Origin of the sequence: Bradyrhizobium sp. 2TAF36 (assembly GCF_052114925.1) — a bacterium.
Lineage (GTDB): Bacteria > Pseudomonadota > Alphaproteobacteria > Rhizobiales > Xanthobacteraceae > Bradyrhizobium > Bradyrhizobium barranii.
Map to the genome: position 1 here is coordinate 1 of NZ_JBFRFR010000131.1, position 13248 is coordinate 13248.

At 61.1% G+C, this 13248-nt stretch carries 12 protein-coding genes; 5 read left to right on the forward strand and 7 right to left on the reverse strand.

Translation table 11 applies throughout. The annotated features are described in order from the left end of the window. Positions 1-303 (forward strand): hypothetical protein (locus AB4Z51_RS41555; RefSeq protein WP_441499464.1); only part of this gene is annotated, 303 nt, incomplete at its 5' end. Between the two features lie 14 nt (positions 304-317). Here the strand turns inward: AB4Z51_RS41555 and AB4Z51_RS41560 are convergent. Then, positions 318-3185 (reverse strand): ATP-binding protein, encoded by a 2868-nt coding sequence (locus AB4Z51_RS41560; protein WP_441268442.1) that lies wholly within the window; start codon positions 3183-3185, stop codon positions 318-320. Between the two features lie 317 nt (positions 3186-3502). Here AB4Z51_RS41560 and AB4Z51_RS41565 point away from each other — a divergent pair, with 317 nt between their 5' ends. Beyond that, entirely contained in the window at positions 3503-4390 is an 888-nt protein-coding gene (locus tag AB4Z51_RS41565) for a haloalkane dehalogenase (protein WP_441268443.1), read from the forward strand. Between the two features lie 25 nt (positions 4391-4415). Here the strand turns inward: AB4Z51_RS41565 and AB4Z51_RS41570 are convergent, their stop codons facing one another. The 5 genes from AB4Z51_RS41570 to AB4Z51_RS41590 form a co-directional block, all read right to left on the reverse strand. Next, positions 4416-5174, reverse strand: a complete 759-nt coding sequence (locus AB4Z51_RS41570) for a ThuA domain-containing protein (RefSeq protein ID WP_223153616.1) — start codon at positions 5172-5174, stop codon at positions 4416-4418. 742 nt (positions 5175-5916) lie between these two features. Continuing rightward, positions 5917-6996, reverse strand: a complete 1080-nt coding sequence (locus AB4Z51_RS41575; protein WP_441268444.1) for an NAD(P)H-dependent flavin oxidoreductase — start codon at positions 6994-6996, stop codon at positions 5917-5919. 10 nt (positions 6997-7006) lie between these two features. After that, positions 7007-7720, reverse strand: a complete 714-nt coding sequence (locus AB4Z51_RS41580; protein ID WP_441268445.1) for an SDR family NAD(P)-dependent oxidoreductase — start codon at positions 7718-7720, stop codon at positions 7007-7009. Between the two features lie 137 nt (positions 7721-7857). Then, a complete protein-coding gene (locus AB4Z51_RS41585) occupies positions 7858-8817 on the reverse strand; it encodes a helix-turn-helix domain-containing protein (protein ID WP_231144527.1) in 960 nt (319 codons plus the stop codon). A 180-nt stretch (positions 8818-8997) separates the two neighbouring features. Further along, entirely contained in the window at positions 8998-9807 is an 810-nt protein-coding gene (locus AB4Z51_RS41590; protein ID WP_063984230.1) for a LytTR family DNA-binding domain-containing protein, read from the reverse strand. A gap of 120 nt (positions 9808-9927) precedes the next feature. Here AB4Z51_RS41590 and AB4Z51_RS41595 point away from each other — a divergent pair, with 120 nt between their 5' ends. The 3 genes from AB4Z51_RS41595 to AB4Z51_RS41605 all read left to right on the forward strand — a co-directional run bounded on the left by AB4Z51_RS41595 (position 9928) and on the right by AB4Z51_RS41605 (position 12028). After that, positions 9928-10899: an alpha/beta hydrolase family protein gene (locus AB4Z51_RS41595; RefSeq protein ID WP_441268446.1), complete on the forward strand. Its 972-nt coding sequence runs from the start codon at positions 9928-9930 to the stop codon at positions 10897-10899. A gap of 165 nt (positions 10900-11064) precedes the next feature. Continuing rightward, on the forward strand, positions 11065-11451 hold the full coding sequence (locus AB4Z51_RS41600) for a hypothetical protein (protein ID WP_441499465.1): 387 nt from the start codon (positions 11065-11067) through the stop codon (positions 11449-11451). A 10-nt stretch (positions 11452-11461) separates the two neighbouring features. Continuing rightward, positions 11462-12028 (forward strand): hypothetical protein, encoded by a 567-nt coding sequence (locus tag AB4Z51_RS41605; protein ID WP_063984233.1) that lies wholly within the window; start codon positions 11462-11464, stop codon positions 12026-12028. A 404-nt stretch (positions 12029-12432) separates the two neighbouring features. Here AB4Z51_RS41605 and AB4Z51_RS41610 read toward each other — a convergent pair whose 3' ends face one another. Then, the gene (locus AB4Z51_RS41610) at positions 12433-12846 is read right to left on the reverse strand and encodes a hypothetical protein (protein ID WP_245328455.1); all 414 of its coding nucleotides are present in this window, start codon (positions 12844-12846) and stop codon (positions 12433-12435) included. Positions 12847-13248 lie beyond the last annotated feature (402 nt).

Below are 13248 nucleotides of genomic sequence, written 5' to 3' on the forward strand. Positions count from 1 at the left end.
GGCCGGAACGTGCCGCTCGAGCGAAAACTCATAGAACAATGCGGCCTGCCCAACTCGCTGATGTCCCATCATGATTCAGCCCTCTTGCAACGACTGAATCAGCGAATGTCAGCTCACGCAACCGAAGACTTTTTCAACAAAATCGGCCCTGAGCAGACGCTGCCGCTTCGCGCGGAAGCTGRGGGACGCCTGCACCTCGCGGGATTCCCTACCAGCGAGACCAGTACAGCGCCCGGGAAGCTGAGGTACTTGCCTCCTCAATTGAGCAAGCAAAACTTCCCCCAAACATCAGAGCCTCGCTAAGAACGGAGATTGGCTTAACTGAGATCACGCAAAAGACCTTTTGCCCGCTTAAGGTCGGCGGTGTCGAGACCTTCGGTAAACCGGTCGTAAATCGGTTGTAGCAGCGCCTTCGCTTCGGTCGGTCGGTCCTGATCGCGAAACAACTGTCCCAAGCTTGTGGCGGCGCGTAGTTCCCAGGACAGAGCGCCCTGCAGGCTCGCCCACTTCATCGCCCGGAAAAACTGATCCTCGGCCGTTGCCGCAGCGCCGGGTGCACCTTGCAACAGCAGCAGTTCGCCCTTGATGCGCAGCAGCTCGGCGATACTCAAGCGTTCTTCGGTCTCCTCTGCGCGCGCGATCGCATCGTGCACCACCGAAAGTCCTTCGCCTACTTGCCCGACGCGCCCCAAACCTTCCGCCATCTCACCAACGAACAGGAAATAGCGATGCGATGCGTTGACTTCGTCGCCGAGTTCGTCGATGCCTGACCGCAGCAGCGGCAAGCCGCCGGCGGTATCTCCGCGCTTGATCGCAAGCAGTCCTTGATGGCTGCGGGCAAAGGCAACATAGCGCATCAGCGAATGCCTGGTCGAAAGGTCGATCAGCCTTGCCACGTAATGGTCTGCGACATCCATATCGCCGCTCCACAGCGCGATCGGGCATGCTGCGTTGGCGACGATGTAGCACACCGAGTTGACGTGTCTGCTGGCAGATGCCTCATGCAGGTATGTTTCGGTGACGTGCATTGCGCGATCCGGAAATCCCTGCAGCCATAGGGTCCGGCCCAGAAAGGCGCCGGCGGTCACCCGCTGGTTGCTCCGGAAACGGCTGATCCGCGACTTTTGGACTGGAGGAACATAGTGCGCGAGCATGCGTTCGAGGTGATACCGCGCGCTCGCTTGATCGCCGAGGCATTGCTGCGAGATGCCGATCAATCGCTCACCGATCAGCCGATCGTTGGAATTTGACCGGCTTGCCGCAAGAGCGCTGAATCGTTGCGCGGCGGTCAAGGAGGCGCGAAGGCGGCCAGCGACCCGGTGAAAGAACCACAGGCCTAGCAGCGACCGCAATTGGTGCTCGACATCGTCAAGCCTCTCTGCAAGCTCCAGCGCCTTTGTCCAGGCTTCGCCGAGCGCGGGAATTTTCGCGTCGGTGACAAATATCAGGGTCGTACCGAGCGCGGTATACAGCTTCATCTCGAGGCGCGCGTCGCCATTGACGGCAGCCCCTAGGGCGGCGATCGCCCGCTCCACGCGGCCGCGGCATTCCTCCAGCAACGACGAATGGACGCATAGGGGCACTGCGGCCGCGGTCAGCCCCGCGCCAATCTGCACGTCACCGCTGGGTGAAAAGGCCCAACCCAGCGCCGCGCGCAGGTTGTCGATGTGCCGTCCGTAGTCGCCCATCCAGTCGACCGTGGGGCGCATCTCCAGCTCCGCTTCAGCCCGCTCGAACAAGTCCCGGTAATATTCGGCATGGCGACGTGCGAGCCGTTCCCGTTCTCCGCTCTCGCCGAGCTTTTCGAGGGCATACGTATGTGTCGTATCCAATAAGCGGTAGCGCGCCGTGGTGGCATCGATTTCCGCCACAACCAGCGACTTCGAAACCAGGCTGGAAATTCCATCGACCACGTCCGGCAAAGCGATCCCGGCGCCCGTTACCACCGCGCAGATCGCCTCCAGGTCGATGGCGCCGGCGAAGACCGCGAGCCGGCGGAGGAGCACCAGCTCAGGCTCAGTCAGTAGCTCGTAGCTCCAATCGAAGGTCGCCCGCAGAGTTTGGTGCCGCGGCAGCGCCGTCCGCCCTCCGGTCAGCAGCTGAAAGCGATCGTCAAGGTGAGCGGCGAGTTCTTCGACACCGAGTGCCGTGACACGTGCCGCCGCCATTTCAATCGCGAGCGGTATGCCATCAAGACGCCGGCAGATCGCCGCGATCGTCTTTGCCTGATAGCCATCTAGAACCGCCCCTGCCTCGGTTGCTCGTGCACGTTCGATGAATAGTCTGACGGCGCCGTATTCCAGGAGATCGTCCGCGTCCTCCGTCGGAATCGAGAGCGGCTGCACCCAGTAGACCTGCTCCCCCTCGGCCCGGAGCGGCTCGCGGCTGGTTGCGATGATCTGGGCCGAGGATCCGGCTCGCAGCACGCCCTCAGCCATCCTCGCCGCGGCGTCGATCACATGCTCGCAGGTGTCCAACACCACCAACAAGCGCCGCGCTGCCAGTGCCAGCGCCACGCGCTGGGTCGAAATTTCACCGCCGCCGAACTTGAGTCCGATCGCGGCAGCGAGCGCTATGGGAACCAGACTGGGATCAGCGAGCGGCGAGAACTCGGCCAGCCACACCCCCTCTGGAAAATGCGGCAGCAGTTCACGGGCGACCGCGAGCGCGAGCCGTGTCTTGCCGATGCCCCCCGCCCCGGTCAGGGTGACGAGCCGGCCGGCACGGACAAGCTTCGAGATTTCCTCGACCTCGGCGGTGCGGCCGATCAACGCTGAAACCGGCTGCGGCAGGTTGGTCGACGCTAATGGCTGCGCCGACGCACTTTCCTTTAGGTAGAGTGGATGTCCCGGTCCGGTTGCTGGCCGCATGGTCCAGATGCCGCGCAGGTGATAGCCGCGGCCGGACACCGTCTGCAACAACTCGCGATCTGCGCCGAGCGCCTTGCGAATGGCGGATATATGAATCTGGAGCGTGTTTTCTTCGACCGTCGCAACCGGCCACACCCGATCTATAAGATCGCGCTTGGTGACAAGCTCGCCGCCCGACTGAACCAGAATCTCCAGAATTTCGAATGCGCGGTTCCCGATCGGAACGGAAACACCTCGGGACCGCAGCTCACGCTGGGTAAGATCGATCTCCCACCCGTTCGACTCATAGACGGCTCGTAGGCCTTGCTCGGCCATCACGGCCTGCCCCGTCGGTTGAGTAATCCTAAGAAAATCTCAGCATCAGATCAGGGAACCGCTCCAGGAAAGCAGCTTAAACGTTGATCTGGGCAGTGGGCAAGCGCCGTCGAACTATCCGCTTAACGCGCGGCATATCAATGGCTTGATACCCAGCATCTGCTTGGGTGATCTTCTGAGCAAGATTAGCATAACAGCATCAATGGCGGGCAAGCGATTGATGCAAGGCCCCAGTAAGATCACTCTCGAACCCAGCGGCGCGCTGTTGCGCAGGCTTCGCAGTGTCGCCGCGCCCAAATGTAAACGGGAGAGCGAACATGATCTCTGCGGCATTTCCCTACAAGAAGCAGCTGCGGCGGGTCCTCGGCCGCGAGATGGCGTATGTGGAGGTGGGAAAGGGCGACCCCATCGTACTGCTGCACGGCAATCCCACTTCGTCGTATCTCTGGCGCAATGTGTTGCCGCACCTGAAGCCGCTGGGTCGCTGCATCGCCCCGGACCTGATCGGCATGGGCGATTCCGACAAGCTGCCTGACAGCGGTCCCAACTCGTATCGCTTCGTGGAGCACCGCCGCTATCTCGACGCCCTGCTCGAGTCCCTGGACGTGCGCGAACGGGTCACCCTCGTCATCCATGACTGGGGTTCGGCGCTCGGCTTCGACTGGGCCAACCGCCACCGCGAGGCCGTGAAGGGTATCGCGTACATGGAGGCGATCATGGGGCCGCAATACTGGGACCACTGGGACAAGTTCGAAATGCGTCACGCCTTGCAAGGGCTGCGTTCCGAGAAAGGCGAGGAAATGGTCTTGCGAGACAATTTCTTCATCGAGAAGATCCTGCCGGGAGCCATCCTTCGCAAAATGTCCGACGAGGATATGGCGGAGTACCGCCGGCCCTTCGCCGAGCCCGGCGAGGGCCGGCGTCCGACGCTGACGTGGCCCAGGCAAATCCCCATCGAGGGCGAGCCCGCCGACGTGACTGCGATCGTGACCGCCTACGCTGACTGGCTTAAGACGAGTCATATACCCAAGTTGTTCCTGAGGGCGGAGCCCGGTGGGATCCTCGCCCATGGCCCGGTTCTCGATTTGGCCCGCAGCCTCCCGGCACAGACCGAGGTGACGATCTCGGGACTCCATTTTGTCCAGGAAGATTCGCCGGACGAGATCGGACGGGCCGTCGCCGGCTGGATGGAGGCGTTGGGCTGACCGCAAATGCGAAGTGCCGCGGCGTCTACCAGGGCGACCTTCGCATAGACCACAGGATAGCGTTCGTGAGAATTCGCTGGTAGCGGGCGTCCCGCCAAACTGACGGCTCGTGGCCTAGCGCCGAATAAAATACTCGTCCCTCGCCATAGAATCGGGTCCAGGTGAGAGGCCAGCCATAGAATCGTTGATGTACGCCGGTCTTGCCAAGGTCCACCGAGCTTGGGTCGAGGCGCAGGAGCACGCGTGAACCACGATAGTCGAAGTCGCCGATTTGGTAGATCTCGTCCTCGACTTGCAACGAATTCCCGAGAAAAGCCACCAGGGGATCGCCGGGATCAACCACCTCGATCTTCACGGCCTGATGCCAAGGATGACCATTAAAGTAGCCGCCGACCAGATCGAGATAGTCCGGCCAAGTGTAGAATGTGTCCGTCGCCGAATGAACGCCGAGGAACCCGCGGCCCGAGCGCACAAAGTCGAGAAGAGCTCTCTTTTGCGCGTCGCTCATCGGAAGTTCTCCTGACGTATAGAACATCACCGCTGCGTAGCGCTCGAGGTTTTCGGTAGAAAATTCGGACGTGTCTTCCGTTGCAGTGACTTCAAAAACACCCGAATGGCTTCCGAGCTGGGTCAGGATAACCTTAGAAAGCGGTATGACATCATGCCGGTAGCCGGCGGAGTATGTGAAATAGAGGATGCGCTCTCGCGGACGCTCCGCATGCGCGCCGAGTGGTCGGATTGCCGCCGCGCCGCCGAGGAGCGCGATGAACTCACGTCGCCTCACAACCGCCTCCGCCAAAACCAACCATGTGTTGACGAAGCCTAGCACAGATCAGCCCAGCGCCGACCGGGGGGCATCGCCCTCTCGCGTCCTATGCGACGCTGCTGGCCTGATCCTATTGTGACCGTCGGCGATTGTCCGCCCGTGCGCACAATTTTAGGTTATCTATTCGGATAGTGTTGGGCTGAATAGCCTATGCTGCTTAAGCGTTGCACTACAGCTATCGGACAGGATGATCTCGGAGGCGCATGCATTCAGCTTTCATTTGGTATTTCTTATCCATGAAAGGCCGCATCGGTCCGCAGGAATTTCGATTGGGACTTTTGGGACTTGTGCTAGTCGACATGCTCGTCGTGCGCATCGCGAGGAAGCTCACCGATTCAGGACCCCAATACTATAGCGTCAACCCTCCGCTCGACTGGCCCATCGTCCCGGCTGTCCTCTTTATCTCGCTCTGGCCGTTCGCTGCAATCCTGAGTGCATTTCCCGGACGGCCTGGCGACAATCGGTTCGGCTCGACCTCGCTACCGCGCACGCGCGTCTAGCGCGCCCCCAAAGCAGACCGGCCGGGCGTTCGAACGGTGGCGCGAAAGTCAGCCGCAATGTCTGCTGATGGCCTATCCCTGCCGACAGCGCTCCTCAACGTCAGGTCAGCTTCGCAGGGTAAACCCGGCGCGCCGATCCGCAGCGAACCAGGCCGGACTTCGACCCAATTCAGACTTTGGTTGGTATCCCAAGCCGGACATCAGCTGCCTCCAGACTTGGTGGCTTCCCGCACGAGGACGTCCATCAACATTTTGGCGGGTATCTCGCGGGCAAGCGCCGCCGCCTGACCTGACCAGAGTGGCGTGAAATCGGAGTTTCCATTCTGCTCAGCCGCAGCACGCAGCGGCGACAGTTCGCCCATGGGCAGCGGAAAGTCCGGTGCCGCGTCCGACCAGGGACCGATCTCGGCGGCAAGGCGATTGACCAGAACCCTCGCCGGTCGCCCGGAGAACACGTTTGTCACGACAGTCCGGTTCAACCGCGCGTTTCGCAGGGCCTCGCGATGGAGCGGGGGCGTTGCCGACTCGGCACAAAGCAGAAAGGCGGTTCCAACCTGCACGCCGGCGGCCCCGAGTGCGAACGCCGCTGCGATCCCTCGCCCATCCCCGATCCCGCCGGCTGCGATCACGGGCACGCTGACGGCGTCAGCGACTTGTGGCACAAGGGCGAACGTGCCGGCCTGTGAGGCGATCGCGCGCTCGCTGTTAGAATCGAGGAATGAGCCTCGATGTCCTCCGGCTTCGTACCCCTGAGCGATGATCGCATCGGCACCATGCTTTTCGAGCCAGCATGCTTCGTCGACTGTCGTCGCCGATGAGATCACCTTGCAGCCGGCTGCCTTGACCCGATCGACCAATCCGGGCTCGGGCAAACCGAAATGAAAGCTTACCACCTCCGGCCGGACCTGTTCGACTACGGCGGACGCGGCATCGCCGAATGGAGCGAGATCGAGGCGCGGTGCAGCCGTTGCGGGGGCGATGCCCAGTTCGCGATAATACGACGAAAGCTTCTCATGCCAGGCACGCTCGCGAGCGGCGTCCGCCTTTGCCGCATCGTGGCAGAAGAAGTTGAGATTGATTGGTTTCTTCGTCAGTCGCCGTAGCTCGGCAACGGTCTTTGCAATGAGCTCAGGCGTCAAGACAGCGCAGCCGATCGACCCCATGCCGCCGGCATTCGAGACCGCGGCTGCAAGGTCTACCGTGCCCAATCCGGCCATCGGTGCCAGCACAATCGGATGCTCGATCTTGAACAATTCAACAAGACGTCGGTTAAACCACATCGCACGCCTCCTACCAGTGGCCGGCGGACGCGCCGCCATCGACATGCATGATCTCGCCGGTGACGAAAGCCGCTCGCTCAAGATACATCACGGCGTCGACGACCTCCTGTATCTCGCCCATGCGGCCCATCGGCTGCAAGCTTGCGAGGAAGCCATGCGCCTCCGGCGCATGCATTGGGGTCGCGATCGCACCAGGCGATATGGCATTCACGCGGATATTCCGGCTTGCGTACTCGATCGCGAGCGAGCGGGTGATCGCGTTGAGCCCGCCTTTGGTTAGCGCCGCGAGCGCCGCCGCCACGGATGCCATCGGCTGCTCGGCGATCGTGGCCGTGATATTGACGATGTGACCCGAGCCCGCGAGCAGCATCCTCGCCGCCACCCGCTGCGTCAGATTGAAAAAGCCCGCGAGATTGACCCCGACCATCGTGGCGAAGTCGGCCTCAGAATACTCGGTAAAGGGCTTCGCAATGAAGAGGCCGGCATTGTTGATGAGCGTATCGATCCGCCCGAAGCGCTCGATGGCCAGTTCCACGATGCGATCGGCCGTCTTTGCGCTGGCGATATCGCCATCGACCGCGAGCATCGACGGATCGTCGCTCCTGCCGATCGAACGAGAACTGGCGACGACGTGGTAGCCGATATCCCGGTAGGCCTCGAGCAATCCTGCGCCAATGCCGCGCGATGCTCCGGTGATGATGGCAACCTTCCGTTCGGAAGTCATATTCGCTTCTCCTTCACGCAAAGTGCATGGATGGGCGAACAGTTACCCTGATCGAGGCAATGCCGCTTTGCATCGCCTGCTCAGCTATTGTCATTTCCTGCCGTCGGTGGATGCAGATCGTTACATCGGTAACAAAGTCAAGCCAGCCGGTTTCGCCGATATTGCGCCGGTGTCTGGCCCGTGGCTCGCCGGAATGCGCGGGTGAAATTGGCCTGGCACGAAAACCTGAGCCCGAGGGCGATATCGACCAAGGCCCGGTCCGCATCGCAGAGCAGATCCTTGGCGCGTTCGAGGCGCCTTGCACTGACATGACGATGCGGCGATTTGCCGATGGCGGCCTTGAACGCGCGCGCGAAATAAAACTCGCTCAGGCAGGCAACCGAGGCCAGCCGCGCTACCGTCAGATCGCCCTCCAAATTGGCTTCGATATAGTCGAGCACGCGCGCCAATCTGCGTCGGTCGAGCCCTTCCCCTGCGGCCGGCATGACCAGGCCGGACCGCGGCGCAGCATGGTTCTGGATCAATCTTGCCACCAGACTCAATGCCAGGGTTTCGGCGAGCAGCCTGCCCGCGGACGTCTCGTGTTCCAGTTCGAGCATGATGGCAAAGGCCATCTCGGCAAGCAGTGGATCGCGGAAGCCGCCCTTGTGGCGGAGTGAATCGATCGCCGTCGCGTCGAACCCTTCACCCAAATCATGCGACAAGAACAAACCGGTCGGTAGGTAAAGATGCAAAATCGCGGGCACCGGCTCGGACATGTCGATCAGGCCTTGCTGCACGCCGGCCGGACGAAACCAGATGGTTCCACGTTCGGAGATGGTCGAGTCGATGGCCCCGTCCAGCCGACGCGTGACAACGGACCGACTACCGCGCACATCAACGCAGATCTCGGCATCAGGCTGGGGGTTATTCCAGGCAACCGTACCGCGGTGGCTGCGAAGCTCTGCCGTGAGATTTGACCAACCTCGCGTGGCGGATGAGGCCAGCAGCCCGGCGACGCCGTATTTATTGGAGCTGCGTTCGCCTGACGGCGTCGGCCGAGATGTCAATTCCTGATTTCGGCCAAATAAATCCACGCCGGCGTCACCTTTGGACATGCTGCGGGCTCGACGGCGTTAATGTGGTCGGACTCGTGGCTGACCGCAACTCTCGCCCCCGCCCTATCACGCATCTGCGATCAGGCAGTGTAGCCGCTCACTTCCGTTATTGGCCCCCAACCGACGTTGCCACACTGCTGCCGACCGCCAGCTTTTGACCCACAACGGACATGGCCTCCGTCATAGGGGCAATATTTCTGTTTCAGTGCTGCGGCCCCCCGTCGAGCTCTCGTTCGTCAACCAGCCCGCCTCCCGCACGATGGCGACGGCTGACCGGGCGACCGGGGCCGTGATTCCATTGACGAGTTGCAGTCGCAGATTGCGGCCCTCGGTAACGGCCCGCACAACCGCCTTCCTCGCGACCCACCAGGAGCGATGTACCTGCAGGCCATCGGCATTTTCGAGCGCCATCATCGCCTGGTTGAGCGTTGCCAGTACAAGGCGAGAGTTGCCGGCGGTGTGGACGCGTACATAGTGGTCCTCCATCTGCAGGCAAAGCACCGCGGAAGGTGGCGCACCGAGTAGTCCGAAAGCAGTTGGCGGCGCTTCGCCGGCTTCCTTGGCCTGTTGCCGGCGATGTAACCGGGCCTGCATGAGAAGGGTGAAACCCAGCACAATCGGCAAGGCGGTGATCAGCCCCTGCAAGTACCAATCGAGCGGTCGCAAGATTTTCAGGAAGGGCCATATCGATACGGCGATCGACACGACCCAGATCTGGAATGGCGCGTTCAGGATGACGACGCCGAGGAAGATCGACATCCAGGTCATTGCCGGGTTCAGGCGCAGCCGCAGCACCACCCGGATGAGCGATCCGAAAAGGAGGATTCCGGGCAAGAAGCAAGCGAGTTGAAACACCACGCGCTGCCAGGTCGGTCCGTTCAGATAGCTACCAAACGGTCCGATCAGGCCGAAAAAGATGGCGCAGACGCTCGCGATCGCGAGGTCAACGGCCCAATCCCGCAGAAAGTCACTCCGACGCGCTTCACTCATAAGGCCATTATAGTGGCGGTTTGCCCGCCGGCGAACCCATTCGCCCGTTGGCGAACAATTGCTGGCGCAGGCCCGTGCCGTTTGCTGGATCCTTGGCGTCCCACTCGCCGAGAGGTTCCCATGCGCTACACGATTGCATATTTTTTCGCCGTACTCATCGCAGTCACCGCCGGCCAGGCCGACGCCGCGGTCGGGTTCCGGCATTTCAGCATCGACGATCCGCAAGGCCCACCTATCGAGGTGGGCGTCTGGTATCCGACCACGATGACCCCGAAGCCGGAGGCGGTCGAGACCGATCAACAGATGGTCGCCCGCGACGCGCCGGTTGAGGGCACCGGTCTTCCGCTGGTGGTCATATCTCACGGTCACGGAGGCTCCTATGCCGGGCACCTCGACACCGCCACGGCCCTGGCCAATGCAGGGTTCGTCGTCGCCGCTCTTACGCATAATGGCGATAGCTGGCGCGACCAAAGCCGTCCTACCGCAATCTGGGAACGGCCACGGCAATTGAAGCTGCTCACGGATTACATGCTGGGCGCGTGGAGCGACCACGGGCGCCTCGATGCCAATCGCGTTGGCGCGTTCGGCTTCTCGGCTGGCGGCTTGACGGTGCTAGCGGCCGCCGGCGGCGAGCCGGACCTTCGGACCCTTCCGAGCCACTGCAAGGCGCATCCCGCCTTCGAAGACTGTCAGATCATGGAAGAGCACCCGTTGCTGCCGGATACCGATATCGTCTGGACCCACGATCCGCGACTCAAGGCGGTGGTCTCCGCCGCGCCCGCTCTCGGTTTTACCTTCGGGACCAACGGTCTGGCGGCGGTGCTCCAGCCGGTGCAGCTCTGGCGGGCCGAGGATGATCAAGTGCTACCACACCCCTATTATGCGGAAGCCGTTCGGCTCGCGTTGCCGACGCCACCCGAGACGCACGTCGTGGCTGACGCCGGGCACTACGACTTTCTGAAGCCGTGCTCTGCGGACCTGGCAACCCGCATGCCGGCAATCTGCACAAGCAAGCCGGGCTTCGACCGCGCTGCGTTTCATGAGCGCTTCGACCACGACATCGTCGCCTTCTTCAAGCGGACGCTGCAGTAGCAGGTTTTGAAGTGGGATGTCCGTTCCTGGCCGTTAGTTGACATTCCCGCGCTCAGAGCGAACGTCCCCTCATGACCCGAAGTGGACATTACGGATATTGGTGGCTGTGGAAATCGACGTGACTCAATGCTCACCTCCTGAGTTGCAAGCGGAACGACGCAAAGCATGAAGAGCGGCACAGGGTCACTGCACCCATGTGCCCCGTGCTTCATCCGAACAACAGGAGAATTGCATTTTTCACAGCGCATTCGGTCAGGACAGCTGACGGTGCGCGCTGCGTATTCCGGGCATGACGCTGACGTTCGCCGCGTTCYATGCTATTATGCCAATATTCCAGGTCGTTCGGTCGAGCCTTGTATTGAGGTCAAAACCGATGATTGGAGCCACCATCCCCACATACTTCGTCAGTCCAAGGCGAAGCATCAAGAAAGCATGATCACGTTGACGCTCGGCGCCGGCGTGCAAACTCGATTTGACAGGAGAAAGCATACGCAGGTCGATTTTCAACTCGCGGCAGTTCACGGCGGAGACCTGAACCGCCGCTTGATCTAAGGAGGCACTCATGAACTCCATCAACGTGCGCATAGTCCCCACAGTCACCGCAGCGATGAGACTCACCAAAGCAACGGCTTTTGCTGCTGCGCTCGTGTCCTTTGCCCCCGCGGCTGTCGCGGGAGAGCCGATTGAAAAGAAGGGGACTACTCCTTATGTGACGCACTTTATTTTTCGGCCCTTGATGAGCATTGACACCGCCGAACTCGGCAAGGCCACTACGCTGGAGGCGGTCGGCACCACTCAAAACATGAAGGGAGAGAAGATGCTGGACAAGATGTCAGCACGCTGCGTGGCGCTGAACGTCGCGTCCGGAGACAAGAAATACATTGACGGCGCTTGCGTGCTCGCCGACAGCGACGGCGACAAGATTTTCTCGACCTTCGATACTCGAGACCTCGACAAGGCCCAGCCGAAGATGGATTGTGGAACGCATATCATCACCGGCGGCACCGGTAAGTATAAGGGCATCACCGGAAGCGAACCATTTGCGTGCATAGCTATGCCTGCGCTGGCTGGCTCTGGCGATTATTTTGCGATGGACATCCCGCACAACACGTCCTGGGAAATCAAATGATCCTGAACCCGATGTCGCCGTAAAGATGGTTGTTGAGGCGGCCATCAATCGCTGAACGAGAGCCCAGCCCACCACAGCTGGGCTCTTCTTCTGTTCGTAATTTGGGTCAGATGGTCCGCTTGTGGCCCCAAGCGGTCGACCCGGCATGTCCGCTAGATGTCCGCTCCTTGGGGGTGAAGCAGACTTGATATGCTCAGCCCGAGTTCTTCCGGGTGTGACCCGAAGGCGAAGTCGCCGCTGTCCGTATGCATGTCCGTTAATGGGGGGCTGAGCCGACTCGTTCTGCTCGCGGCGAGTCTTTCCGTTGATGAGTCGGCCCATCGCCTAGGTTGCTGCATCCAATATGTCGCTGAGCGACGCGACCGATCATACGTCCGACGGCAGTGGATAGCATTGTTGCCTGATCAGTCATTCGCGCCGACGTCCGTAAAAAGGAACCCCGCCGGCGTCTTGGTAAAGACGAAGATGAGCTCGCCGCAGAAGACGAAGTAATTGTCATTGTTCTCTTGATCGCGATCGTAGACGGCCTTGCCGCGCTGGACACACGCGCGATTTTTCGGCGTGAACGAGGTCGGATAGGTCTTGGCGCGAAATTGCGCGGCGTCGCGAATTGCGCTGTCGTTCATGAACGGCAATCGTGTCATACCGGCGACGGCGGCGGAATCGTTTGTCCTCAGCGCCGCGCGAAACTTCTCGATGAAGCCATCGAATTCCTTCTGCAAGGCAGGAGAAGCGACGGCTTTCTTCGGCGCCTGGGCGACGGCTGGAGCAAGGTTCACGAGAGCGGTTACGAGCATAATTCTCAGCAAAAATCCCACGGGTCGGCTCCGTCCATCGTCCAATCAAGGTCTTCCGACCGATCCAAATCCGTGGTGTTCTGTTGCGTCAAGGACTTTCTGGCTCGCCGGCGCAGCGTTAACCCCGCCCAGGCATGGACCAATAGCATTTGCCGGAGCATGCGCTGGCATGTTTTGCCGCGCTCGCTTATGGCCCTCAGCCGAAGGTCAATTGAGCGCGTGTCATGTCGGCTGTCAGGGGCAAACCGGACGCCGATACAGCTTGGCGCCCACTGCTGCTTTTGACCCTGGCTGTGTGAAAAGCCACGAGTCGGTTACGATTCCTCCGTTTCCTGATGGGGGATGTGGATGGGACGCTTCGTTGAAGGCGCGGACAGATCCCAGCTGACGCTCTTGCCGGAATGTCTGGAGGATTGGGTAGAC

What these genes read in the sequence shown, in the direction of transcription:
- AB4Z51_RS41560 (WP_441268442.1), bottom strand. Translation starts at nt 3,185, where the DNA reads ATGGCCGAGCAAGGCCTACGAGCCGTCTATGAGTCGAACGGGTGGGAG.
- AB4Z51_RS41565 (WP_441268443.1), top strand. Translation starts at nt 3,503, where the DNA reads ATGATCTCTGCGGCATTTCCCTACAAGAAGCAGCTGCGGCGGGTCCTC.
- AB4Z51_RS41575 (WP_441268444.1), bottom strand. Translation starts at nt 6,996, where the DNA reads ATGTGGTTTAACCGACGTCTTGTTGAATTGTTCAAGATCGAGCATCCG.
- AB4Z51_RS41580 (WP_441268445.1), bottom strand. Translation starts at nt 7,720, where the DNA reads ATGACTTCCGAACGGAAGGTTGCCATCATCACCGGAGCATCGCGCGGC.
- AB4Z51_RS41585 (WP_231144527.1), bottom strand. Translation starts at nt 8,817, where the DNA reads ATGTCCAAAGGTGACGCCGGCGTGGATTTATTTGGCCGAAATCAGGAA.
- AB4Z51_RS41590 (WP_063984230.1), bottom strand. Translation starts at nt 9,807, where the DNA reads ATGAGTGAAGCGCGTCGGAGTGACTTTCTGCGGGATTGGGCCGTTGAC.
- AB4Z51_RS41595 (WP_441268446.1), top strand. Translation starts at nt 9,928, where the DNA reads ATGCGCTACACGATTGCATATTTTTTCGCCGTACTCATCGCAGTCACC.
- AB4Z51_RS41605 (WP_063984233.1), top strand. Translation starts at nt 11,462, where the DNA reads ATGAACTCCATCAACGTGCGCATAGTCCCCACAGTCACCGCAGCGATG.